This is a genomic window from Streptantibioticus ferralitis (assembly GCF_029223525.1).
GTDB lineage: Bacteria > Actinomycetota > Actinomycetes > Streptomycetales > Streptomycetaceae > Streptantibioticus_A > Streptantibioticus_A ferralitis.
The window spans coordinates 100,401-124,314 of record NZ_JARHTQ010000017.1; the positions used below are offsets into that span (position 1 = coordinate 100,401).

The window sequence follows — 23,914 nt, forward strand, 5'->3', positions numbered from 1 at the left end:
TTGATCCGGTCACGGCGGGTGCGATGCCGCCGGTCGGCGTCGTCGTGCTCTGGAACCGCCGGACAGGCCTACGCGCGGCGTGAACCGGCGTCGCGGGCGAGGGCGGTGAGCCGGGATATCGCCCGGAAGTACTTCTTGCGGTAGCCGCCCGCCAGCATCTCCTCGCTGAATATCCGGTCGAACGGGGTGCCGGAGGCCATCACCGGGACCTCCCGGTCGTAGAGCCGGTCGGCGAGTACCACCAGCCGTAGCGCGGTGGCCTGGTCGGTGACCGGGACGACCCCGCGCAGGAAGACCGCGCCGACGCCGTCGCACAGCGCCCCGTAACGGCTGGGGTGCACACGCGACAGATGCCCGAGCAGCGAGCCGAAGTCGTCGAGGGACGCGTGCGGTGTCGCGTACGCGGCCTCGGTGACCTCCTCGTCGGAGTACGGCGGCGGGGCCTGCGGCAGCCCGCGGTGCCGGTAGTCCTCACCGTCGATCCGCTGCGCCTGGAAGCGGGCGGACAGGCCCTGGATCTCGCGCATGAAGTCGGAGGCGGCGAACCGCCCCTCGCCGAGCTTGCCGGGCAGCGTGTTGGAGGTGGCGGCCAGCTTGACGCCCGCGTCGGCCAGCTTGCCCAGCAAGGTGGAGACCAGAACGGTGTCACCGGGGTCGTCCAGCTCGAACTCGTCGATGCACAGCAGGCGGTGGCCGCTGAGCGCGGTCACGGCCTGCTGGAAGCCGAGGGCGCCGACGAGGTTGGTCAGCTCGACGAACGTGCCGAACGCCTTCCGCTCTCGCGGCGCGGGGGCGGCGTGCCAGAGCGAGGCCAGCAGGTGCGTCTTGCCGACGCCGTATCCGCCGTCCAGGTAGACACCGCTGGGCCCGGTGGACGGGGCCGCCTCACGCCCTCGCCGGAACCACCGCTTCTTGCCCCCGGCCGCGGTCGCGTCCCCGCCGAGGGTGCCGGCGAACCCGCTGAGCACGTTCACCGCCTGGGCCTGACTGGGCTGGTTCGGGTCCGGCAGGTAGTTCTCGAACCGTACGGAGTCGAACCGCGGCGGCGGCACCATCTCGGCGACCAGCCGGTCAGCCGGGACATGCGGCGCACGCTCGCACAGCGACGCGGGAACGTCGCCGGACACGTCGGCTATGGAAGGCGAACCGGAGTGCCGCGATTCGGCAGCGGAGGCGGGAGAGGACACAGCCCCCAAGCGTATCGGCCACCGCGCCGACGCGTCGCCGGGCTCCCCAGGGCGGGCGCCGCACGCCCTGGGCCGGTTCCACCGGGTGCGCCCGCCGCAAGCGGCTTCGCCCGCTTGTCCTCAAGCGCCGGTCCTGAAGCGCCGGACGGGCTGATTTCAGCAGCCGGGGCGGTCCCCGGAGTGCCGCACCCGGCGCATGCCAGACTTCCGGCATGCGCCGCTTGTACCCCGTGCCCACGGCCGACGAGGCCGCCCGTGAGACGTTCGACACCCTTGACGCGCTGGCCGATGCCTACGCCTATCCGGCGCCCCGCGCCGAGGGCGCGGCCTGGCTGCGGGGGAACATGGTCGCCTCGCTGGACGGGGCGGCGCGGCACGACGGCCGTTCCCAGTCGCTGTCCTCGGCCGCCGACATGCGAATCTTCGGCGTACTGCGAGGGCTGGCGGACGCCGTGGTGGTCGGTGCGGAGACGGTGCGGCAGGAGGGCTACCGACCGGCGAAGGCCAGGGACGCCTTCGCCGAGCGGCGCGCGGCGCTCGGGCAGCCGATCGCGCCGCTGATCGCGGTGGTGAGCGCCAGGCTGGATCTGGACTTCTCCCTTCCGCTGTTCACCGAACCGCTGGTACCGACCCTGGTGGTGACCGGCGCCCAGGCGGACCCGGCCAGGGTGCGCGCCGCGCAGGCCTCCGGCGCTGAGGTGGTCGTCGCCGGGCAGGGCGTACGGGTCGACCCGGCCGAGGTGGTGAGCGCGCTGGCCGGTCGCGGTCTGACCCGGCTGCTGACCGAGGGCGGACCGCGGCTGCTGGCGCAGTTCGCGGCGGCCGGGGCCCTGGACGAGCTGTGCCTGTCGATCGCGCCGCTGATCGCCGCCGGTACCGCACCGCGGATCATGGACGGTCCGGGCCTGGCGGTACCGGAACGCTTCACCCCGTCGGCCATCTTGGAGGAGGACGGTTTCCTCTTCACCCGCTACGTCCGGGCCTGACCGCCGTTGTCTCTGGCAACACCCGTGGACACCCGTCCGAGCACCCCTACGGAATGGCTTGTTCCGTTTTTGTCCCCCGAGAGGGAGTATCCAGCGCGCCCTCACAGGGAGTCGGGGCAGGATGGTTTCTGTGGGGACCAGTGGCCCGCGAGAAAGAAGGACGAGTCCGTGATCACGACCGTACTCATGATCGAGAAGCCGCTCGCCCCTGTCGACGTGCAGCTTGTCACCACCCTGCACGCCGACGAGCCCGTCTCCTTCGTGGTCCTGATGCAGCCGCGCGGCGACCAGGAACGACTGCTGCGCGCACTGGACGATGTGGCCTTGGGCGAACTGCACGATGCGGCACACGAGGACGAGGTACCGGAAGGCGAGCAGGCCCTCGAACCCGCGGCGCAGGCCCTCGAACACAGCCTGCGGGAGCTGCGCAGGACCGGAGCGCAGGCGGTCGGCGAGATCGTCGAGGAGCATCCGCTCGTCCTTTTGCGCTCCGTCGTCGAGAAGACCAACGCCGACGAGGTGATCGTGCTCACCGCCCCGCACCTGGTGGAAGAGTTCTTCCACCGCGACTGGGCCTCCCGCGCCCGCCACACGGTAGGCGTGCCCGTACTGAAGCTGTACGCGCACAACGAGTGATCCGGAACTGCGCGGCCGGAGCCAAGTGCGACAATCACGGCCGAGGAGTTTCAGCCGTCACCGAAGGAGACCCGCGTATGGCACCCGCCGTCCCCACTGCCATGGCCCGACCGCACTTCATCGGTATCGGCGGCGCCGGGATGTCGGGCATCGCCAAGATCCTCGCGACGCGCGGCGCGCGGGTCGCGGGCAGCGACGCGAAGGACTCCGAGACGGCCGCGGCCCTGCGGGCGCTCGGCGCCATGGTGCACATCGGCCACGCCGCGGCGCACCTCGCGGACGACGCCACCTGCGTGGTGGTCTCCAGCGCCATCCGTGATGACAACCCGGAGCTGGCGGCCGCCCGCGAACGCGGTGTTCCGGTCGTGCACCGCTCCGACGCGCTGGCCGCGCTGATGACGGACACCCGCGCGATCGCCGTGGCCGGTACGCACGGAAAGACCACCACCACCTCGATGCTGGCGGTCAGCCTCAGTACCCTGGGCCTCGACCCCTCGTACGCCATCGGCGGCGACCTGGACGTGCCCGGCTCCAACGCGCGGCACGGCGGCGGTGAGATCTTCGTGGCCGAGGCCGACGAGAGCGACCGCAGCTTCCACAAGTACGCGCCCGAGGTGGCGATCGTGCTCAACGTGGAACTGGACCACCACGCCAACTACGCCTCGATGGACGAGATCTACGAGTCCTTCGAGACCTTCGCGGACCGCACCGTGCCCGGCGGCACCCTTGTGATCGCCGCCGACCACGCGGGCGCCCGCGAGCTGACCTCGCGACTGCGTGGCCGCGAGGACCTGCGGATCGTCACCTACGGCGAGGCGGCCGACGCCGACGTGCGGATCGTGGGCATCGCCCCGCACGGTCTGACCAGCGAGGTCACCGTCCTGTTGGGCGGCGACCAACTGACCTTCACCGTCTCCGTGCCCGGCCGCCACTACGCGCACAACGCCGTCGCCGCGCTCACCGCCGGTACCGCGCTCGGCATCCCGGCCGCCGAGCTCGCACCGGCGCTGGCCTCCTACACCGGGGTCAAGCGCCGCCTCCAGCTCAAGGGCAGCGCCGCCGGGGTACAGGTCATCGACTCCTACGCGCACCACCCCACCGAGATCGCGGCCGACCTCGAAGCGATCCGCGGCAGCGCGGCCGACGGCCGGGTCCTGGTGGTATTCCAACCCCATCTGTTCAGCCGCACCCAGCAGCTGGCGACCGAGATGGGCGAGGCACTCGCGCTCGCCGACGCCTCCGTCGTCCTGGACATCTACCCGGCCCGCGAGGACCCGATCCCCGGCGTCACCAGCGCGCTCATCATCGACGCGGCCACCGCGAAGGGCGCCGACACCACCGCGGAGCACGACAAGAACGCCGTCCCGGACCGGATCGCCGGAATGGCCAAGCCAGGTGATCTCGTTCTCACCATGGGGGCGGGCGACGTGACCGAACTCGGTCCGAAGATCCTGTCCGCCCTTGCCACCGTGGAGAGCTGAGGAGCGAGCGATGCCGTACGAGGTCGAGAAGCCGGACGAGGAGTGGCGCGCGGAGCTGTCCCCCGCCGAGTACGCGGTGCTGCGCCAGGCGGGCACCGAGCCCGCCTTCACCGGCGAGTACACCGACACCAAGACGCAGGGCGTGTACTCCTGCCGCGCCTGCGGGGCCGAACTCTTCCGTTCCGACACCAAGTTCGCCTCGCACTGCGGCTGGCCGTCCTTCTACGACCCGAAGGACAGCGACGCCGTCGAGCTGCTTCAGGACCGCTCCCACGGCATGGTGCGCACCGAGGTCCGCTGCGCCCGCTGCGGCTCGCACCTCGGCCATGTCTTCGAAGGCGAGGGCTACCCGACCCCGACCGACCAGCGGTACTGCATCAACTCGATCTCACTGCGGCTCGCCCCCGACGAGGGCTGACCCTCCCGCCGGGGAGGGTCACAGGCGTCGGTACATGATGTGCAGTCCGACATAGCCCTTGGTCGGGTGGTGGAAGCCCTCGGGCAGCGTGGTCATCACCTCGAAGCCCAGCGAGCGCCACAGCGCGACCGCCCGGGAGTTGGTCTCCACCACCGCGTTGAACTGCATCGCCCGATAGCCCTCGGCGCGCGCCCACTCCAACACGTGCTCGCCGAGGGCCCGGCCGACACCTCGGCCGGAGTGCCCGGGAGCGACCATGAAGCTCGCACCGGCGATGTGCGCGGCGCCGCCCATGTGGTTCGGGTTCATCTTGGCCGTGCCGAGAACGGTCCCACCGTGGTCGACGGACACGACCGTACGGCCCGGGGGCTCCAGCAGCCACATGGCACGGGCCTGCTCCTCGGACAGGTCACGGGGGTAGGTGTAGGTCTCACCCGCCGCGACGATGTCCCGCATGAACGGCCAGATCTCGGGCCAGTCGGAGAGCGTCGCTTCCCTGATCAGCATGGGGACAGCATGCTCCCCCGACCAGTTCGGCCGCCAACGCTTTGACGACCGGTGCCGAGGCCGCGCGCGGCGCTCACCGTCTGGCGGCCAGCCGGCAGCTGAACGCCGTGGCGGCGGCGCAGGCCACGACCGCGAGGGCGAGCGGGAGCACCGGCAGGTGCACCGCGCCGGTGCTCGATCCGCTGACCAGGCCGCTGACCGCGGCGTTCGCCGGAGACCCCGAGGCGACCAGCAACAGCAACGCCGCCAGTGCGGTGACGGGTATCGGCCAGCCGGGGCGGCGCAGTACCGGCGGGTTGCACAGGGCGCCGACCGCGGTGCCGAGCAGGGCGCAGGCAAGGGTGGCCAGCAACCCGGCGGCCACGGCCGGTCCCATCGGCACCCGCAGTGTGTGGTTGTCGGTCTGCGGGTCGCTGATGGCGGCGACGATCAGCGACCCGACCGCGCCGAGGACCGCAGACGCGGTGAACGCCGTGACGGTACAGGCGAGTTGCACCCGGGTCGGACCCGCGGCGGCCTGGGTGATGGCACGGGCGGCGGGCGGCTCACCGGTCGCGCAGACCCGTACCAGCCACCCGGACACCGGGAGGATCGCGGCGGCCGTGACACCGAGGGAGTCCAGCACCGGCTGCCCCGACTGGATGCCGATGCCGATGATGACGCCGTAGAGCAGCAGCGGCGGAAGCCAGCGCTGTGATCGCAGCAGGAGCGCGGCCTGATAGCGCAGCAGGGCGGTCATCGGGCCACTCCGTAGGGAATCGCACCGCCACCGGGCGGGTGGGCGGGACGCACCGCGCGGATGTGCCAGGGCGGATCCGCGGTCAGCAGTGCGCGTAGCGCGGTATCGGACCGGTCGGCGGGCAGGGTGATCCGCAGCAGCCTCGGGGTGCCCGCCTGGTCGGCGGGCGGCTGCGGCGCGGTGGCGCCGGTGTGCCGCGCGAGCGCCGCGGGCGGCTCGCCGGTGCCCTCGGCCTCGATCACCACCTGCGGCACCTCGGGGGAGCCGGCGCGGCTGTCGGCGAGCCGCCCGTTCGCCACTCGGTGGACTCGGGCCCCGGCCCCGGTGAGCCGCCGAGGATCGTGGTCGACGAAGACGGCGGTGCCGCCCGCGGCCACCCGCTCGGTCACGGCCTCGTCGAGATGTGCGCGGGCCGCGGTGTCCAACCCCGTCCACGCCTCGTCGAGTACGAGCAGCTCCGGCTCGGCCAGCAGGGCCTGCGCGACGGCGACCTTCTGCGCGGTCCCCTTGGACAGCAGGTCCAGCGAGGTCCCCGCGTAGCCGGTGATGGCGAAGCGCTCAAGCCATGTGTCGGCGCGCGAGGCCGCCTGCCGACCGGACAGCCCGTGCACCCGGCCCATGTGGACGAGGTACCCGGCGGCGTCGAACGGCAGGGTGGCAGCGAAGCGTTCGGGCACATAGGCGGTGCGGGGGCGGCCCGTGATCCGGCCGGTGGTCGGCGCGTCGATCCCCGCGAGCAGCCGCAGCAGCGTGGACTTTCCGCTGCCGTTGGTGCCCGCTATGCGCAGCAGCGCACCGGCTGGCAGATCGAGGTCTATGTCGCGCAGCACCCATGGCCCGCGCATCCGGTAGCGCCGCCCCACCGCCTCCAGCCTCATGTCGCTCGCCCCCCGTCGTCGACGCCGCCGCGCGGCGTGTTCCTGTCGTACGGCCAACGGACCCGCTCCGGGGTCCGTTCCCGGCCGCCGATCGTTCACCCGTTCGTGTGGCGGATCGTGGCATGCTGGCCCGGTGACCAGCGCTGACCCCTTCGCCGCTCCCGCCGATTCGGCGGCCGTGGACCGCGACGCCGCCCCGCAGTTCGTGCTGCCGCTGGTGGTCCGGATCGAACGTGACACTCCGCCGGCCCGTACCGACGCCCTGGAGACGTCCGCCCGGGCGGTGCTCACCTTCCTTTCCGATCCGCGCACGGCGGACGACGGCGAGTGGGCGGAACTGCTGCGCGGCTGGGAGGACGGCAGGATCCGAAAGGTGGTACGCCGGGCCCGCGGCGCGGAATGGCGCAGGGCCGAGTCGCTGCCCGGCATCACGGTGGCGGGCCGGTCGGCGATGGTCCGGGTGTACCCGCCGGTGCCGCTGGACGGCTGGCCCAAGGAGCTGGCGAAGTTGCAGGTCTCCGGTACGGAGTTGGCGGACCCCGACCCCTCGGGCCCGCCGGACCCTTCGCTGCCGGTGTTGTGGCTCAACCCCGGGTTGGAGATGTCGGCGGGCAAGGCGATGGCCCAGACGGGGCACGCCGCGCAGCTGGCCTGGTGGGCACTGCCCGCCAGCGCGCGCAAGGCATGGCAGGGCAGCGGCTTCGACCTGGCCGTACGCACCCCCGAACCCGCGCACTGGGCCGAACTGGCCGGAAGCGATCTGCCGTTGGTCCATGACGCGGGCTTCACCGAGATCGCCCCCGGCTCCTGCACGGTCGTCGCGGACCACCCGGCGCTGCGCGCGGCCCGCTGACGGCTACCGGGGCCGCCGTGGGCCCCGGCTACGGCGGCCCGTACGGCGTGTCCGGCCCCGCTGGGGCCACCGCGGGCCACAGCGCGATGACCCGGTCGGCCACTTCCCGGACGCTGAGGCCGCCGGTGTCCACCACCAGGGTGCCCGGCGGGTCGGACGCCGCGATCTCCTCCAACTGACGTGCGGTCCTGGTCAGTTGTTCACCCGCTTCGCTGCCCGACTCCCGGCGCAGCACCCGCCGCCGGAGCACGTCACGGTCCGCGGTGAGCCGGACCACGGTGAACGCCGCGTCGGGCACCGCTTCGGCGATCCACGGCAGCTCCTGCCGCAGGTCCGCGAAGACCCCGCACAGCGTCAGGCGACGGTGGCCGAGGTCCGCGTAGTTCGCCCAGACCGCGGCGAGGTTGCGGCGGGCCACTTCCCACACCGGCAGCCCCGGCACCGGCCAGGGGTGGATCCGGTCCAACTCGTCGCAGTCGAGGACGGTGTGTGCCACCGACTCCGCGGCAAGCCGCAGCGACACCTCGTACGCGGTGGAGCTCTTGCCCACGCCCGCCGCGCCGCAGATGACGAGTACGTCCACCGTGTCCGCGATGTTTCCGCCGCTTCGCCCGTCCGTTTCGACCCCCATGGCGCGTCAGTGTGGTCCGGACCGCAGCACACCGCCAGAGCGCAACCTCAAATCGACCTCTGAACCCCGTCGTTGGGGGGTTCGGTGCCGCCACGGCTGGTGAAGAGCCCCGCGGGGGCACGTGTCAGCCGACCATGCCGCGCGCCCCGGCGGGAACGGCATCCGAACGGTACTGGCAGACGTTTCGCATCCGGAGGGGGACCGCATGCAGCACCTGGGCGTTGGTATCGGCTGGCGGCCGGAGATCGACACGGTGGTCGAGGGGCTGGACGGCGTCGAGTGGGTCGAGGTGGTCGCCGAGAACATCTGCCCCGACCATCTGCCGGACTCGGTGCGGCGGTTGCGCGAGCGTGGCACCACGGTCGTCCCGCACGGTGTGTCGCTCGGGCTCGGCGGGGCCGAGCGGCCCGACCCGGTGCGACTGGCGGCGCTCGCCGAGCGCGCGCGGGCGCTGGGCGCCCCGCTGGTGACGGAGCACATCGCGTTCGTACGGGCCGGTGGACCGCTGACCGGCACTCCCGCCCTGGAGGCCGGGCACTTACTGCCGGTGCCGCACACCCGCGACGCGCTGGACGTGCTCTGCGAGAACGTGATGATCGCGCAGGACGCGCTGCCGGTGCCACTGGCGCTGGAGAACATCGCGGCGCTGCTGCGCTGGCCGGACGAGGAGTTGTCCGAGGGCGAGTTCCTGGCCGAACTCGTCGAGCGCACCGGCGTCGGCCTGCTGGTCGATGTGGCCAACCTGCACACCAACCACGTCAACCGCGGTACGGATCCGGCCAGTACCCTCGACCGGCTGCCGTTGGAGGCGATCGTCTACGTCCATGTCGCGGGCGGGGTCGAACGCGATGGCGTGTGGCACGACACGCATGCCCATCCGGTGTCCGAGCCGGTGCTGGAGGTGCTCGCCGGGCTGTGCTCGCGGCTGTGTCCGCCGGGTGTGCTGCTGGAGCGCGATGACGACTTTCCGCCGGGGACCGAGCTGGCCGCCGAACTCGACGCGGTCCGGGGTACGTTGACGGGAACGCGCCGGGAGGTGCGTCATGTCTGATTCCGCCGGTCGCACGCCAGCGGTCGGGGTGGAGGGCGCGCGTCAGCGCCTCGCGCTCGCCCAGACCGCCCTGTTGTCCGCGTTGGTCGCGTCCACTCCGGTACCCGGTGGGTTCGACCCGGCCAGGATCCGGGTGCAGACCGTCGCGTTGGCCGCGAAGCGGGCCGACATCGTGGCGAAGGTGGCGCCCGAACTCCCGGTGATCCTCGGCGCGGACTACCGGCCCGCCTTCGTGCGCTACGCCCGCTCCCGGCCGCTGCCGGGCGGCTACCGGCGTGACGCCCTGGCCTTCGTGGCCTCGCTGCTGGACGATCAGGGCGGGCCCGCGCAGCCGCCCGGCCGCCGCGAGGAACTGGCCTCGTGGTGGGCGGAGCGTTCAGGACCGGCGCCGCTGAGGGCCGCGCGCGCTAGCCGTGTGCTGCGCCGTCTCAACCCCCGTACGACGCTGCGGGCAACGCGTGGGCGTGCCGGCCGCACGCCCGCTTGACCCCGAGAGATCGGCCGAACTCCCGGGCGCCGCAAGCCTGTACGTCGCACTGGGCACCGAAATCCCGAGGCGGATTGTCAGTGGCATCCAGTACAACACCCTTATGTGGGTTTCCCTGCTTCTCGTCGCCTGGGCGGCGGCGCTTGCCTCCTGTGCGCGGCTGTGCCGGGCGGCGGTCGCCGCCGCCCGGGAGTCCCCCGCCGTCGACGACCAGCGCGGCCATCCGGAGACGGACGCCGGTTCGCCGGAACTCGGCCTGTACGAGGCGGCGTTCCTCGCCGGCGGGCCGAACCGGGTCACCGACCTCGCGATGGTGGCGATGTCCCGGCAGCGGCGGCTGCTGCTGGCCTACACCGGTTGGGCCACCGTCGTCGACCCGGTCGGCCGGGATGAGGTGGAGCGTTCGCTGATCGCCTCGATAGGACCTGGCGGCCAGTCCCTCATACCGGCGGTCCGCACGGTGCACGCCGCCGCCGACTGCGTCCGCGCGCTCGGCGAGCGCCTCGCCTCGGCCGGCCTCGCGGTGCCCGCGCCGGTCCGCGACGGGATGACCGCGGGGATCCGGCAGGCGCGGGCGAGTGCTGTGCTCATCTGCGCCCTGCTGGCCGCCTCCACCGGTGTGGACCGGCCCGGCGCGGACGACGCCGGCCCCCTGTGGTTCGCGCTGCCGCTGCTGCTGACCGTGGGGTGCCTGGTCATCGCCCGGGTCGAGGTGTACCCGTACGCCCGCTGGGCCTCGCCCGCCGGTCAGGAACTGCTGCGGGCGATACCCGTGCCCCGGCCGCGGCACCGCCCAGCGGGCGGCGCCGCGGGCCAGGGGCTTGCGGGTCGCACCGATGACCGCTCGCTGCTCACGGCGCTGGCGGTACGCGGGCCCGCCGCCCTGAGCGACCCCGCACTGCGCGCGGCGCTCGGGGCGGGCCGCCGCACCGTGCTCGGCGCGCGCCGCGAACCGCGTTCCTGCTGAGGGGAGTTGACGGCCGCCCGCCGCGGCGGCTCAGGCCAGGCCGGCCACCAGCTCGGAGACGGCCTTGCGGCGGCCGGTGAAGAACGGCACCTCCTCGCGGACGTGCCGCCGCGCCTCGGAGCCGCGCAGGTGCCGCATCAGGTCGACGATGCGGTACAGCTCATCGGCCTCGAACGCGAGGATCCACTCATAGTCACCGAGGGAGAAGGAGGCGACCGTGTTGGCCCGCACGTCCGGGTAGCTGCGGGCCATCTTGCCGTGGTCCGCGAGCATCCGCCGCCGGTCCTCGTCGGGCAGCAGGTACCAGTCGTAGGACCGTACGAAGGGGTAGACGCTCACGTAGTCGCGCGCCGTCTCGTCGGCGAGGAACGCCGGGATGTGCGACTTGTTGAACTCGGCGGGGCGGTGCAGCGCCATGTTCGACCACACCGGCTCCAGCGCGCGGCCGAGCTTGGTGCGGCGGAAGAGGTTGTAGGCGTCCTGGAGCGCGTCCGAGGTCTCGGAGTGCCACCAGATCATGACGTCGGCGTCGGCGCGCAGGCCGGACAGGTCGTAGGTGCCGCGTACCGTGACGTCCTTCGCGGCGAGCTGCTCGAACAGCTCCTCGACCTCGTCCGCGTACCCGGTGCGGTCCTCGGGCAGCGGGGAGCGCAGCTTGAACACCGACCAGAGGGTGTAGCGGATCACTTCGTTGAGGTCACGGGCCTTCTTGCCCGCGTTGGGTGCCTTCGCGGCGGCAGCGTTCTCGGTCATGCGGCTATTCTCCCGCGCCGTCCTCGATGCCCAGCCCCGGGGTGCCCGCTGGCTCCGCGGGCCGGTCGGGCACCGGGGTGCCGAAGGTCCGCAGAGCCTCGTCGGCGGCCTTGTGGGCGCTCGCGACGCACGCCGGGATGCCCACACCGTCGTAGACCGCGCCGCACACCGACATGCCCGGCAGCTTGGCGACCTGCTCACGGATCCTGGCCACCCGCTCCAGATGGCCGACGGGGTACTGCGGCAGTCCGCCGTCCCACCGGGTCACCCGCGCCGCGATCGGCGCCGCGGTGATCCCGGCCGCCTCGGCGAGGTCCTCGCGGGACAGCCGCACCAGGTCGGTGTCGTCCCATGCGAGGTCCGCCTCCTCGCCGTATCTGCCGACCGAGGTGCGCAGGACGAACGTGTCGGGTCCGGCCTCCGCGATCCAGCCCCACTTGCGGCTGGAGAAGGTGGACGCCTTGATCGTGCGGCGATCCACCGGTGGCACCAGGAAGCCGCTGCCGCCGGGCATGTTCAGCAGGTCGCGGCGGCGGAACGCCATGGTCACCAGTGCCATGCCGGCGTACTCCACGGTCGCCAACTCGGCTGAGGCGGCGGGTGATTCGGCGGCCAGCAGTCGTGCGGCGGCCGGTGCGGGCACTGCGAGCACAACCGCGTCGGCATCCAGCACCGACCGGCCGCCGGTTGTCTGGACGACCGCCTGCCATCCGCTGGCGGTGCGGCGCAGCTCGCGCACCTCAGCACGGGTCCTGATGTCCACACCCGCCGCCCGGCAGGCCTGCGCGACGGCCAACGGCAGGCGTCCGACGCCGCCGCGGATGCCCATGAAGACGGCTCCGTCCTGGGCCGCGGCGGCGGCCCGGCGCTGGACGCCGCGTACCGCCTCGATCAGTGAGCGCTGACCGCGTGCCGCCTCGTAGAGCTGGGGAACGGCGGCGCGCAGCGAGATCTGGTACGCGTTGCCCGCGTAGACCCCGCCCAGCAGCGGCTCGACCAGGCGGTCGACCACCTCCCGGCCGAGCCGGGCGGCCACGTACGCACCGACCGCGACGTCCTCGCCGACCTCGGTGCGCGGCAGCACATGGTCCAGCGGCAGCCGCGCCAGCCCGGCGGGCGACAGCACACCGGACGCGGACAGCGGCCCCAGATCACCCGGCACGCCCATGATGTGGCCGCGCGGCATCGGCCGTAGCCGACCGCGGGTCCACAGCGCGGCTCGCGCGGTGGCGGGCGGCTGCAGTTCGTCGCCGAGCCCGGCGTCCCGAGCCAGCTCGACCGCCTCCGGCCGCCGAGCGAGCATCGACTCCGCGCCGAGGTCGACCGGCACCCCGGCGATCTCGTCGGCGTACAGCTTGCCGCCGAGCCGGGAGGACGACTCCAGTACGGTCACCCGGGCCCCGCCGGCGACCAAGCGGAACGCCGCGGCCAGTCCCGAGATACCACCGCCCACCACGAGGACATGACCCGCGCCGGGTCCGCGACCGGACTGCTCCCGCACTGCGTTCATGCCCTCCACTGTGCCACCGCCGTCAGCGTGCCTCGGACGCCTGGTGGACGAACTCCACGAGTCGGGTCAGCGCGTCCGGATCGGTGTTCGGCAGCACGCCGTGGCCGAGGTTGAAGATGTGCCCGGGCGTGTCCTTCGCCGAGTCCAGCACCTCGCGTGCCTTGGTCTCGACGGCCGGCTGAGGGGCGAACAGCACCGCGGGGTCCAGGTTGCCCTGGAGCGCCTTGTGCGGTCCCACCCGACGGGCTGCCTCGTCCAGCGGGACCCGCCAGTCGACGCCGACCACGTCCGCGCCCGCCTCTCCCATGAGGCCGAGCAACTCGCCGGCGCCGACGCCGAAGTGGATGCGCGGCACGTCGTACGGCGCGACCGCCTCGAAGACCTTCGCCGAGGCGGGCATGACGGAGCGCCGGTAGTCCTCTGGGGCGAGCGCGCCGACCCAGGAGTCGAAGAGCTGCACGGCCGAGGCGCCCGCCTCGATCTGCACCTTGAGGAACGCGGCGGTGATGTCGGCGAGCCGGTCGAGGAGTTCGGACCACAGCTGCGGGTCGCCGTACATCAGCGCCTTGGTGTGCTCGTGGTTGCGCGACGGGCCGCCCTCGACGAGGTAGCTCGCCAGGGTGAACGGCGCGCCCGCGAAGCCGATCAGCGGGGTGCCGCCGAGTTCGGCGGTCAGCATGCCGATCGCCTCGGTGACATAGCTGACGTCATCCGGTTCCAGCGGGCGCAGCCGGTCGAGGTCGGCGCGGGTCCTGATCGGCTCGGCGATCACCGGGCCAATACCCGGCTTGATGTCGAGGTCGAGGCCGATGGCCTTGAGCGGGACGACGATGTCGCTGTAGTAGACGGCGGCGTCCACCTTGTGGCGCCGTACCGGTTGCAGCGTGATCTCGGTGACGAGGTCCGGGCGCATGCACGATTCGAGCATCGCGGTGCCCTCGCGCACCTTGTGGTACTCGGGCAGCGAACGCCCGGCCTGCCGCATGAACCACACCGGGGTGTGCGACACCGGCTCGCGTCGACACGCCCGGATGAACGCCGAATCGGCGGTCCGTTGGCGTGCTTGGTCTGTCCGCTGCTGAGCATTCACGGATGAATCTTCGCACGCGCCGAATGTCCACCGAATGCCGACCGGCTGTCAGCCGAAGGGACGACCCGCCCATACCGGTGTTCCTCCCATGCCGGAGGGGGCCAGCGGCCTAGTCTTCCGGGCATGGTCGCGGCTCAGGGGCACCTCGCGGACGAGGATGGGGCACCGCTCGTATTCCAACGGGCAGTGGAGGCACTAGGGACCGCACGGACGCGGCCCGAGGTGGAACTGGCGCAGATCCCGGCCCCGAAGCGGCTGGCCCCGCACGCGTATGCGGTGGAGGCCGCGGTGCTGGTCGAGGGCGAGGAACTGGCGGACGGCCGGCTGGTGCTGCTGCACGATCCGGTGGGCCAGGAGAACTGGCACGGCACGTTCCGCGTAGTCACCCTGGCCCGCGCGGAGCTCGAACCGGAGATGGCGGCCGATCCCCTGCTGCCCGACGTGTGCTGGTCATGGCTGACCGGTGCGCTGGCCGCGCGCGGCGCGGCGTACAGCGAGCCGAGCGGCACCGTCTCGTGCAGTTCCTCGCACCACTTCGGCGGGCTCGCGGAGCGTCCCGCCAGCACGGAGATCGAGGTCCGGGCGTCCTGGACGCCCGCCGACTCGGCGGCCGGGTTCCCGGACATGGCGGCGCATCTGGTGGCCTGGTGCGAGCTGCTGTGCACCAGCGCCGGACTGCCGCCGACGCTGGGCGAACCGGGCGGCAGCGGGATCGTGTCGCTACCCAACCGACGCGGCCCGCGATAACGATCCACGGTAACGGTCGGTTGCCGGACGTCGCGATGGATGTCCTTCGTTGATCGATCCGTTGGCTCTTTTGTTCGGAATCGATCAAGCCTGCACCCGACTTGCCCCGATTGTTACGCAATAAATCGTGATCTTTCCCTAAAGCCCCGTTCCGATACTGCCGAAGAGGACTGTGACCTTAATCCCCACGGAGCACCGGCCCCCTCCCCCACCGGCCGGTCCGGTTCCGCCACGTCACAGGAGGCCCGGTGTCGGTTCTTCTCGACCACCCCACAAGCCTGGTCGCCTACCGCCCGATCAAGCCGACGGCCATGGTCGTCGTCGCCGACCCGCGCGTCCGCAGCACTGTCACCCGGCATCTGTGGGCACTCGGCGTACGCGACGTGATCGAGGCCTCGTCGATCGCGGAGGCCCGTCCCCGGGTCGGCACTCCGCGCGACATCTGTGTCGCCGATGTGCACCTGCCCGACGGATCCGGGCTGACCCTCCTCGCCGAGACCAGGGCCGCGGGCTGGCCCAACGGACTCGCCCTGTCCGCCGCAGATGACATCGGCGCCGTACGCAACGCGCTGGCCGGCGGCGTCAAGGGCTACGTCGTCACCGGCACCCGTACGAACGTAGGTCTCGCCCAGCGGCCCGGCGCCGCCCCGATCGGGGCACCCGGCGCCCGGCTGCAGCGGCGCCCGCCGGGCGCCCCCGGCCACCCCGGCGGCTACCGCGAGTTGTCGGGGCGCGAGGTGGAGGTGCTCCGGCTGGTGGCCGAGGGGCAGTCCAACAAGGCCATCGGCGTCTCGATGGGGCTGTCCGCCCTCACCGTCAAGAGCCACCTGGCCCGTATCGCCCGCAAGCTCGGCACCGGCGACCGGGCCGGAATGGTCGCCGTGGCGCTGCGTACCGGCATCATCCACTGACCCCGAACCGCGCCGCGGTCAACGCGCCCGTTCATGGAACGTTCCATCGACGGGCGCGACGCATGAGTGGTCCCGGCTACCCTTGACGGGTGACCGACGCCCGAGAGACCGCAGCAAGCGAAGCAATCCCGGCGCCGGTCCCGCTGCTGGACCCGCGCGAGGGCATCCCGCCGGTGACCGCCAGCCCGCAGGCGCTCGCCGCAGTCGTGGCGGCATTCGCCGCGGGCACCGGTCCCGTCGCCGTCGACGCCGAGCGCGCTTCCGGCTACCGCTACGGACAGCGGGCCTATCTGGTCCAGCTGCGCCGCGCCGGGGCAGGGACCGCGCTGATCGACCCCATCGCCTGTCCTGATCTGTCCGCGCTGGGCGAGGCCCTCGCGGACACCGAGTGGGTGCTGCACGCGGCCACCCAGGACCTGCCGTGCCTGGCCGAGATAGGGATGCGGCCGAGCCGGATCTTCGACACCGAACTGGCCGGGCGGCTGGCCGGCTTCGCCCGGGTCGGCCTGGGCGCCATGGTGGAGAACGTGCTCGGTTACGCCCTGGAGAAGGGCCACTCGGCCGTCGACTGGTCGACCCGGCCGCTGCCCGAGCCGTGGCTGCGCTATGCCGCACTCGACGTGGAGCTGCTGGTCGATCTGCGCGACGCGCTGGAGGCCGAGCTGCGCGAGCAGGGCAAGCTGGAGTGGGCACTGCAGGAGTTCGCGGCGATCGCCGCCGCCCCGCCGCCCGCCCCGCGTACCGACCCGTGGCGCCGCACCTCGGGCATGCACAAGGTACGGCGGCGCCGACAGCTCGGCGTCGTCCGGGAGTTGTGGACCATACGGGACGAGATCGCACGGCAGCGCGATGTCTCACCGGGGCGGGTGCTGACCGACGCCGCGATCGTGGCGGCGGCGCTGGCGATACCGCCCAACGTGCACGCGCTCGCCGCGCTGCCCGGCTTCGGCAACCGGATGGGACGCCGTCAACTGGACGTCTGGCAGGCCGCGGTGGACCGGGCGCGGGCCCTGTCCGAGCGGGACCAGCCGCAGTTGGGTCCGGTGCAGGGCGGTCCGCCGCCGCCGCGCTCCTGGACCGACAAGGACCCGGCCGCGGCGGCCCGGCTGAGCGCCGCCCGCGCGGCGGTCAGCGCGCTCGCGGAGCGGCTCAACGTGCCGCAGGAGAACCTGGTCGCCCCGGACGCCGTACGGCGGGTGTGCTGGGAGCCGCCCGCGGAACCGACCGCCGAGGCGGTCGGTTCCCGCCTCGCCGAACGGGGCGCACGGCGCTGGCAGATCGAACTCGTCGCCGGCGCGGTCGCCGAGGCGCTGACGGCTGTCCAGCCGGAGTCGTAACGCCTTTCGGCGCGCCGCGGGCCGGCGTCCAGGGAACGTTCCCGCCCCGCCGCCCGTGACCGCCTCCCGGCCCGCACCGGCACACCCCTGGCCCCACACCCGCCGTGCGCAACGGCAAGGCTGCGGACCAGGGGAACGGGTGGCGGAGAGGGCACCGGAAAACGCCCCCGGACCTGCGGGGAATGTGACATTCACCGCTTAGCGCGGGGGGACTGTGCACGTTGGTTACCCGCAAGTAGCATGACGGTGTGAGCCGCCGCTGGTTTCGCCATGCGGCGCTCCGCCGGGTTGCCCAGCTGCGGCGCGCGCCGTGGGGCGCGCGCGCCCGGCGGCGAGCGAACACGATTAAGGGAGAGCCAACGTGCCTCGTACCGCTAGGGACGTCGTCTTCGTCGACGGCGTCCGCACCCCGTTCGGCAAGGCGGGCCCCAAGGGCATCTATCACGAGACCCGCGCCGACGACCTGGTGATCAAGTGCATCCGGGAGCTGCTGCGGCGCAACCCGGACCTGCCGGCGGAGCGGATCGACGAGGTCGCCGTCGCCGCCACCACGCAGATCGGCGACCAGGGCCTGACCCTGGGCCGTACCGCCGGCATCCTCGCCGGGCTGCCGAAGACCGTCCCCGGCTTCTCCATCGACCGCATGTGCGCGGGCGCGATGACCGCGGTCACCACGACCTCCGGCGGTATCGCCTTCGGCGCGTACGACGTGGTCGTCGCCGGTGGTGTCGAGCACATGGGCCGCCACCCGATGGGTGAGGGCGTCGACCCCAACCCGCGCTTCGTCTCGGAGAAGCTGGTCGACGAGTCCGCCATGTTCATGGGCATGACGGCGGAGAACCTGCACGACCGCTTCCCGCACCTCACCAAGCAGCGCGCCGACGAGTACGCGGTGCGCAGCCAGGAGAAGGCCGCCAAGGCCTACGCCAACGGCAAGATCCAGCAGGACCTGGTGCCGATCTCGGTGCGCCGCACCAACCCGGAGGTGGGCGAGACCGGTTGGGGTCTGGCCACCGCCGACGAGCCGATGCGCCCGGGCACCACGCTGGAGAGCCTGGCCTCCCTCAAGACCCCGTTCCGCGCCCACGGCCGGGTGACGGCCGGTAACGCCGCGGGCCTCAACGACGGCGCCACCGCCTCCCTGCTCGCCGCCGAGGACGTCGCGAACGAGCTGGGCCTGCCGGTCAAGATGCGCCTGGTCTCCTACGCCTTCGCGGGCGTCGAGCCCGAGGTGATGGGCATCGGCCCGGTCCCGGCGACCGAGAAGGCGCTGGCCAAGGCCGGCCTGTCGATCTCCGACATCGGCCTGTTCGAGGTCAACGAGGCGTTCGCCGTGCAGGTGCTCGCCTTGCTCGACCACTACGGCATCGCGGACGACGACCCGCGCGTCAACCAGTACGGTGGCGCGATCGCGTTCGGCCACCCGCTGGCCTCCTCCGGCGTCCGGCTGATGACGCAGCTGGCCCGCCAGTTCGAGGAGCAGCCGAACGTCCGCTACGGCCTGACCACCATGTGCGTCGGCTTCGGCATGGGCGGAACGGTCATCTGGGAGAACCCGCACTTCGACGGAGGCAGCAAGTGACCACCACCGCCGAGCTCCTCAAGGGCGCAGCCGAGCTGTTCCCCGACGAGGTCGTGACCCGGTCTCACGTACGTCACCTCGAACTCCCGCAGGGCGCGGGCAGGTTCGCCCTGATCACGCTGGACAACGGCCTGGACCACACCAAGCCGACCACCTTCGGCCCGCAGTCGCTCGCCAACCTCAACACGGCGATCGACCAGGTCGAGAAGGAGGCCGCGGACGGCGAGATCGTCGGTGCGGGCATCACCGGCAAGCCGTTCATCTTCGCGGTCGGCGCCGACCTCAAGGGCGTCGAGCTGCTGAAGCGGCACGAGGACGCGCTGGCCATCGGCAAGGGCGGCCACGACGTCTTCAAGCGGCTGTCCGCCCTCGCCGTCCCCACCTTCGCGTACTACAACGGCGCGGCGATGGGCGGCGGTGTCGAGGTCGGCCTGCACTGCTCGTACCGCACGGTCTCCAAGGCGCTGCCCGCGTTCTCGCTGCCCGAGGTGTTCCTCGGGCTGGTGCCCGGCTGGGGCGGCTGCACCCTGCTGCCGAACCTGATCGGCGCGGACCGTGCCGTGAGCGTGATCATCGAGAACTCGCTCAACCAGAACAAGCAGCTGAAGGGCTCGCAGGTACACGAGCTCGGAATCGCCGACGCGATCTTCGAGGGCGCTGACTTCCTGGAGCAGTCGCTGGCCTGGACCGCGTCCGTCCTGAAGGGCGAGACCGAGGTCGTACGGGCCGAGGTGGACCGCGGTGAGGCCTGGGACCAGGCCGTGCAGCGGGGTCGTTTCATCGCCGACGGCAAGGTGCACGGCGCGGCCCCGGCCGCGTACCGCGCGCTGGACATCATCGCCGCCGCCAAGAACGGCGACCTGCGGCAGGGCTTCGCCGCCGAGGACCAGGCACTCGCCGACCTGATCATGGGCGGCGAACTGCGCAGTGGTATCTACGCGTTCAACCTGGTGCAAAAGCGCGGCAAGCGCCCGGCCGGCGCACCGGACAAGAACCTGGCCCGCCCGGTCAGCAAGGTCGGCGTCGTCGGCGCCGGTCTGATGGCCTCCCAGCTGGCGCTGCTGTTCGCCCGCCGCCTTGAGGTGCCGGTCGTGCTGACCGACATCGACCAGGAGCGCGTCGACAAGGGTGTCGGTTACGTCCACGGCGAGATCGACAAGCTGCTCGCCAAGGGCCGGGTGAGCGGCGACAAGGCCAACCGCCTCAAGGCGCTGGTGACCGGCTCCCTCGACAAGGCCGCCGCGTTCGGTGACGCCGACTTCGTCATCGAGGCCGTCTTCGAGGAGATGGGCGTCAAGCAGAAGGTGTTCGCCGAGGTGGAGGCGGTCGTCGGACCGCAGACCATCCTGGCGACCAACACCTCCTCACTGTCGGTGAGCGAGATGGCGTCGAAGCTGGAGCACCCGGAGCGGGTCGTCGGCTTCCACTTCTTCAACCCGGTCGCGATCCTGCCGCTGCTGGAGATCGTGCGCGGCGAGCAGACCGATGACGCGTCGCTGGCCACCGCCTTCGGTGTGGCGAAGAAGCTGAAGAAGACCGCGGTACTGGTCAAGGACGCCCCGGCGTTCGTGGTCAACCGGATCCTGACCCGCTTCATGGGCGAGATCCAGAACGTCATCGACGAGGGCACCCCGGTCGAGGTCGCCGAGAAGGCCATCGAGCCGCTCGGCCTGCCGATGTCCCCGCTGGTGCTGCTGGAGCTGGTCGGCCCGGCGATCGGTCTGCACGTCTCGGAGACGCTGCACGGCGCCTTCCCGGACCGCTTCAAGGTCTCGCCGAACCTGGCCGCCGTCGTCAAGGCGGGCAAGCGCGGCTTCTACGTCTACGACTCCGGCAAGCCGGAGCTGGACCCCGAGGTCGCCGCCCTTCTCCAGCAGGGCGATGTCGCCCTGACCGAGCAGCAGGTGCGGGACCGTGTCCTGGACGCGGTCGCGCAGGAGATCGGGCTGATGCTGGACGAGGACGTGGTCGCCGAGGCGCAGGACATCGACCTGTGCCTGATCACCGGTGCGGGCTGGCCGTTCCACCTGGGCGGCATCACCCCGTACCTGGACCGTGAGGGCGTCTCCGAGCGGGTGAACGGCAAGCGGTTCCTCGCCCAGGGCGTCGCCAACGTCCCGGCGTAACGCCACGGCAGTAATCGGGTAGGCGGGTCGGGTCACCCGACCCGCCTCCCACACCACCGGACATGCGGGCCACGCATCCGGCGGTTCACCAAGCTGATCTCAACCGTTGCCAGGTCGGCTTGAGCATGCGCAGACCCAGGTCGTCCCAGTAGGAGTTGGGCAGTGCCCGCTGAAGGACGGCCGATCCCGCGATCCGCCAGTACCCCTTGCCGCTGCCAGCCCACTCGCGGGCCTTCCACTCGGCGATACCGAGCTCGCGGAGGTTCCTGAACCGGGCCTTGGGGAGCTTCCATTCCTTCCAGCGGATCTGCCGCATCCTGCGGCGGAACCACTCGTCCAGCTCCCTGAACACCTTCGGGGTGTCCGCGAGCTGGAAGTAGCCCATCCATCCGGTGGTGAAGCGGTTGATCTTCGCGACGCGTTCATCCATCGCGATGCTCCACCGGCGCGAGGTCAGCTCCCGCAACCGGTCCTTCAGGCGTTTGACCGCCTTCGGATCGACCCGGATACCGACCTTGCCGCCCCGGGTGAAGTAGAAGCCGAACCCCAGCAGCACCGCTGAGCGGGCGTGGACCACCTTCGACTTCTCCCGGTTGACCTTCAGTTTCAGCCGCTGCTCGACCACGGCCGTGACCGAGGCGAGCACCCTGTGGGCGGCCCGTTCGCTCCGCACGAAGACGCGCACGTCATCGGCGTAACGCACGAACCTGTGACCGCGCTCGAACAGCTCCCGGTCCAGGTCGTCGAGCATGATGTTCGACAAGACGGGAGAGAGCGGGGAGCCCTGCGGGGTCCCCTCCTCGCTCGGCGTCCTCACGTCGTCCACCATGATCCCGGCTTCCAGGAACCTGCGGATCAGTTTCAAGACCCTGCGGTCATCGACCTTGCGCGCCACCCGCGCCATCAGGACATCGTGTTGAACGCGGTCGAAGAACCGGTCCAGATCAAGGTCCACGACCCACCGGTGGCCGTCCTCGATCGCCCGTCGCGCGACACGAACCGCCTGATGCGCGGACCGGCCGGGACGGAAACCGAAGGACGCCCCCGAGAACTGCGGGTCGAAGATGGGCACGAGCACTTGCGCGATGGCCTGCTGGACCAAGCGGTCCAGCACACGCGGCACCCCCAAGATCCGCTCGCCGCCGCCAGGCTTCGGGATGATCACCTGACGGACCGGCGACGGCCGGTAGGTGCCCGCGTCGAGTTCGGCCCGGACAGCGGGCCAGTTAACGAGCAGCCACGGCCGAAGTTCAGCCGTGGTCATGCCGTCCGCCCCGGGAGCACCCCGGTTCGCTTCGACGCGGTTGAGCGCCGCGAGCAGGTTCTCCTTCGAGAGCATCAGCTCCCAAAGCGAGGGCCCCTGTTCGCGGTGAACGTCCTCCGTGAGGAGCGCCGACCGGTCACTACGCTCCGCTGAGAGCCTTGCCGGATGCACCGGCTCTACTCTCTGCGGCCCCGCCCAGGCGGGTCGGCTGCGATCACCGTGACCAGCACGAGCAACCACCACATCACCCGTTCCACTCGATGTTCGGCCCTTCCCAGCCCACCACACATCGGCGGCCATCCCGGCTGGTACTACGACCTCTGCTGACTTCTGCCCGGTCAGCCCACGCCTCTCGACGCAGACCGTCGGCGCGGCGGCAACCTCAGCACAACCGACACCCGAACAGATCTCCCCAGGTAAGAACGATCACTGTCCCTGGATCCCCGCCGCGTTTACGCACTGGCCTTCTTGGTGGAGACGGGCATCGCCATGCGTGGCAGGCTCACCCAACCAGCACGCCTCATACGCGATTCGTGTTCCTCGGTACCCAGGTCTCGCCTCGGGCTTCCTCCAGACCCCACCTCACGATGACGCCCTTGCCTCCGGCTCGGGGTTAGCACCACCTCTTCCCCCAGGGGACTTCCACCCCCAAGCAATCGCCCATGCTGGGCGCACCACGGCAAGGGCCGCCTGGGAGATCCCAGGCGGCCCTTGTCCGTCCGGCGCGGCCCCGCTTCAACCGGGCGGCCTGCCGTGCACGCACAGGGCGGCGGTCAGATCCTTGACCAGCACCGTGCGCGCGTTGTCGTCGAGGGCGATCCGGCCCCGGTCGGTGAGCCCGGAGACGGTCTCGGCGACCGTGGCGACCACATCGCCCACCAGCGCCTGCCGATGCCGGGCGTCCAACGCCGCCAGCTGCCTTCGGCGCATGATCACGGCGATCTCGGGCGCGTAGTCGATGCGGATCGGCCGAGCCGAGATGATCTCGATGCCCACCGGGCGCATCTCCTCCATCAGGGCGAGGGTCAGCGCATCGCCCACGTGATCGGCGTCGCGCAGGGTCCTGGAGCGGGTGCGGAAGTCATCGGTCGGCAGCCGGGACAGCACCCGCGCCACCGCGCACTCCATCTGGTCGCGCAGATAGACGACATGGTTGTCGACGGCGAAGCAGGCGCGGGCGCTGTCCCGTACCCGCCAGACCAGCAGCACCGTCGCATGCAGCCGGGTGCCGTCCGCGTCCACGGCCTCGATCGGCCGGCTGCGCCAGTGCCGCAGCGCCACGTCCACCCGGCGCCGGGTCAGCAGCGGACTGATCCACAGCAGTCCGGTACGCCGTACGGTGCCGCGGTAGGCGCCGCACCACGTCAGCACCCATACGCTGCCCGGTCTGCCGCGGTTCAGTCCGCCGACCGCGATCGCGGCCAGCGCGGCGAGCAGCATCACCTCGCCCCAGGTCGCGTAGTCGGCGCCGTAGCCCGGACTGCCGGGCAGCACCACATAGCCCCCGACCCGGTCCGGCAGCACACCTCGCCACCACAGCAGCCACAGCGCGGCGCCCGCGGCCGCGGCGCCCGTGCTGACCGCCAACCAGCCCGGCAGGCAGGAGCCTTGGCGTTCCGTCGGCTCGGAAGCGGTGGGTGCCCGTTCCGTGGCAGTGGCGACAGACCCGGCGAACACCGGTAGCACCATGGCACCGCCCTCCGTCATCCAGCTGCCCAGCACCTCGATGACCATCCTGCGAGACATCCGGCGGAAATCGGTGCAAGGCAGGCT

21 protein-coding genes and 1 pseudogene are annotated in these 23,914 nt (G+C 71.8%); 12 read left to right on the forward strand and 10 right to left on the reverse strand.

Going from position 1 to position 23,914, the window contains the following annotated elements; genetic code table 11:
• Window positions 1–68 precede the first annotated feature (68 nt).
• Window positions 69–1,055 (reverse strand): cell division protein ZapE, encoded by a 987-nt coding sequence (zapE, locus tag P2L57_RS24175; protein ID WP_372515895.1) that lies wholly within the window; start codon window positions 1,053–1,055, stop codon window positions 69–71.
• 344 nt (window positions 1,056–1,399) lie between these two features.
• On the opposite strand from zapE, the gene P2L57_RS24180 reads away from it, so the two are divergent.
• The 4 genes from P2L57_RS24180 to msrB all read left to right on the forward strand — a co-directional run bounded on the left by P2L57_RS24180 (window position 1,400) and on the right by msrB (window position 4,708).
• The gene (locus P2L57_RS24180; RefSeq protein ID WP_275817991.1) at window positions 1,400–2,173 is read left to right on the forward strand and encodes a pyrimidine reductase family protein; all 774 of its coding nucleotides are present in this window, start codon (window positions 1,400–1,402) and stop codon (window positions 2,171–2,173) included.
• Window positions 2,174–2,341: 168 nt separating this feature from the next.
• Window positions 2,342–2,809 (forward strand): indole-3-glycerol phosphate synthase, encoded by a 468-nt coding sequence (locus tag P2L57_RS24185; protein ID WP_275817993.1) that lies wholly within the window; start codon window positions 2,342–2,344, stop codon window positions 2,807–2,809.
• Between the two features lie 77 nt (window positions 2,810–2,886).
• Window positions 2,887–4,290: a UDP-N-acetylmuramate--L-alanine ligase gene (gene murC, locus P2L57_RS24190; protein ID WP_275817995.1), complete on the forward strand. Its 1,404-nt coding sequence runs from the start codon at window positions 2,887–2,889 to the stop codon at window positions 4,288–4,290.
• 10 nt (window positions 4,291–4,300) lie between these two features.
• Window positions 4,301–4,708, forward strand: a complete 408-nt coding sequence (msrB, locus tag P2L57_RS24195) for a peptide-methionine (R)-S-oxide reductase MsrB (RefSeq protein ID WP_275817997.1) — start codon at window positions 4,301–4,303, stop codon at window positions 4,706–4,708.
• A gap of 18 nt (window positions 4,709–4,726) precedes the next feature.
• On the opposite strand, the gene P2L57_RS24200 is transcribed toward msrB, so the two are convergent.
• The 3 genes from P2L57_RS24200 to P2L57_RS24210 form a co-directional block, all read right to left on the reverse strand.
• A complete protein-coding gene (locus P2L57_RS24200; protein ID WP_275817999.1) occupies window positions 4,727–5,215 on the reverse strand; it encodes a GNAT family N-acetyltransferase in 489 nt (162 codons plus the stop codon).
• Between the two features lie 73 nt (window positions 5,216–5,288).
• Complete coding sequence (locus P2L57_RS24205) at window positions 5,289–5,954, reverse strand: ABC transporter (protein ID WP_275818001.1); 666 nt, start codon at window positions 5,952–5,954, stop codon at window positions 5,289–5,291.
• Window positions 5,951–6,832, reverse strand: a complete 882-nt coding sequence (locus tag P2L57_RS24210) for an ATP-binding cassette domain-containing protein (protein ID WP_275818003.1) — start codon at window positions 6,830–6,832, stop codon at window positions 5,951–5,953. Before P2L57_RS24210 ends, P2L57_RS24205 begins: the two co-directional genes overlap by 4 nt.
• A 133-nt stretch (window positions 6,833–6,965) precedes the next feature.
• Here P2L57_RS24210 and P2L57_RS24215 point away from each other — a divergent pair, with 133 nt between their 5' ends.
• A complete protein-coding gene (locus P2L57_RS24215) occupies window positions 6,966–7,685 on the forward strand; it encodes a peptidyl-tRNA hydrolase (RefSeq protein WP_275818005.1) in 720 nt (239 codons plus the stop codon).
• 28 nt (window positions 7,686–7,713) lie between these two features.
• On the opposite strand, the gene P2L57_RS24220 is transcribed toward P2L57_RS24215, so the two are convergent.
• The gene (locus tag P2L57_RS24220; protein ID WP_275818007.1) at window positions 7,714–8,316 is read right to left on the reverse strand and encodes an ATP-binding protein; all 603 of its coding nucleotides are present in this window, start codon (window positions 8,314–8,316) and stop codon (window positions 7,714–7,716) included.
• A gap of 205 nt (window positions 8,317–8,521) precedes the next feature.
• On the opposite strand from P2L57_RS24220, the pseudogene P2L57_RS24225 reads away from it, so the two are divergent.
• Both P2L57_RS24225 and P2L57_RS24230 read left to right on the forward strand, forming a co-directional pair.
• Window positions 8,522–9,854, forward strand: a pseudogene (locus P2L57_RS24225) (MbnB/TglH/ChrH family RiPP precursor modification enzyme).
• A 103-nt stretch (window positions 9,855–9,957) separates the two neighbouring features.
• On the forward strand, window positions 9,958–10,821 hold the full coding sequence (locus P2L57_RS24230) for a TIGR04222 domain-containing membrane protein (protein ID WP_275818009.1): 864 nt from the start codon (window positions 9,958–9,960) through the stop codon (window positions 10,819–10,821).
• Between the two features lie 30 nt (window positions 10,822–10,851).
• Here the strand turns inward: P2L57_RS24230 and hemQ are convergent, their stop codons facing one another.
• From hemQ to hemE, 3 genes are read right to left on the reverse strand one after another with little or no spacing between them, the layout of a single operon-like run.
• Entirely contained in the window at window positions 10,852–11,574 is a 723-nt protein-coding gene (hemQ, locus tag P2L57_RS24235; RefSeq protein WP_275818011.1) for a hydrogen peroxide-dependent heme synthase, read from the reverse strand.
• Window positions 11,575–11,578: 4 nt separating this feature from the next.
• On the reverse strand, window positions 11,579–13,084 hold the full coding sequence (gene hemG / locus P2L57_RS24240) for a protoporphyrinogen oxidase (RefSeq protein WP_275818013.1): 1,506 nt from the start codon (window positions 13,082–13,084) through the stop codon (window positions 11,579–11,581).
• A gap of 22 nt (window positions 13,085–13,106) precedes the next feature.
• Window positions 13,107–14,174, reverse strand: a complete 1,068-nt coding sequence (hemE, locus tag P2L57_RS24245) for a uroporphyrinogen decarboxylase (RefSeq protein WP_275818015.1) — start codon at window positions 14,172–14,174, stop codon at window positions 13,107–13,109.
• Window positions 14,175–14,297: 123 nt separating this feature from the next.
• Between hemE and P2L57_RS24250 the strand changes: the two genes are divergently transcribed.
• The 5 genes from P2L57_RS24250 to P2L57_RS24270 all read left to right on the forward strand — a co-directional run bounded on the left by P2L57_RS24250 (window position 14,298) and on the right by P2L57_RS24270 (window position 20,877).
• The gene (locus P2L57_RS24250) at window positions 14,298–14,921 is read left to right on the forward strand and encodes a DUF3000 domain-containing protein (RefSeq protein WP_275818017.1); all 624 of its coding nucleotides are present in this window, start codon (window positions 14,298–14,300) and stop codon (window positions 14,919–14,921) included.
• 248 nt (window positions 14,922–15,169) lie between these two features.
• Window positions 15,170–15,832 (forward strand): response regulator transcription factor, encoded by a 663-nt coding sequence (locus P2L57_RS24255; protein WP_255930217.1) that lies wholly within the window; start codon window positions 15,170–15,172, stop codon window positions 15,830–15,832.
• 89 nt (window positions 15,833–15,921) lie between these two features.
• On the forward strand, window positions 15,922–17,169 hold the full coding sequence (locus P2L57_RS24260) for an HRDC domain-containing protein (protein ID WP_275818021.1): 1,248 nt from the start codon (window positions 15,922–15,924) through the stop codon (window positions 17,167–17,169).
• A 361-nt stretch (window positions 17,170–17,530) separates the two neighbouring features.
• Window positions 17,531–18,751 (forward strand): thiolase family protein, encoded by a 1,221-nt coding sequence (locus P2L57_RS24265; protein WP_275818023.1) that lies wholly within the window; start codon window positions 17,531–17,533, stop codon window positions 18,749–18,751.
• On the forward strand, window positions 18,748–20,877 hold the full coding sequence (locus P2L57_RS24270; protein WP_275818025.1) for a 3-hydroxyacyl-CoA dehydrogenase NAD-binding domain-containing protein: 2,130 nt from the start codon (window positions 18,748–18,750) through the stop codon (window positions 20,875–20,877). The genes P2L57_RS24265 and P2L57_RS24270 overlap by 4 nt, the downstream gene beginning before the upstream one ends.
• An 85-nt stretch (window positions 20,878–20,962) precedes the next feature.
• Here the strand turns inward: P2L57_RS24270 and ltrA are convergent, their stop codons facing one another.
• On the reverse strand, window positions 20,963–22,216 hold the full coding sequence (ltrA, locus tag P2L57_RS24275) for a group II intron reverse transcriptase/maturase (RefSeq protein ID WP_275818027.1): 1,254 nt from the start codon (window positions 22,214–22,216) through the stop codon (window positions 20,963–20,965).
• A 660-nt stretch (window positions 22,217–22,876) separates the two neighbouring features.
• Window positions 22,877–23,887, reverse strand: coding sequence for an SPFH domain-containing protein (locus P2L57_RS24280; protein ID WP_275818029.1), 1,011 nt, complete (start codon window positions 23,885–23,887; stop codon window positions 22,877–22,879).
• Between the last annotated feature and the right edge of the window lie 27 nt (window positions 23,888–23,914).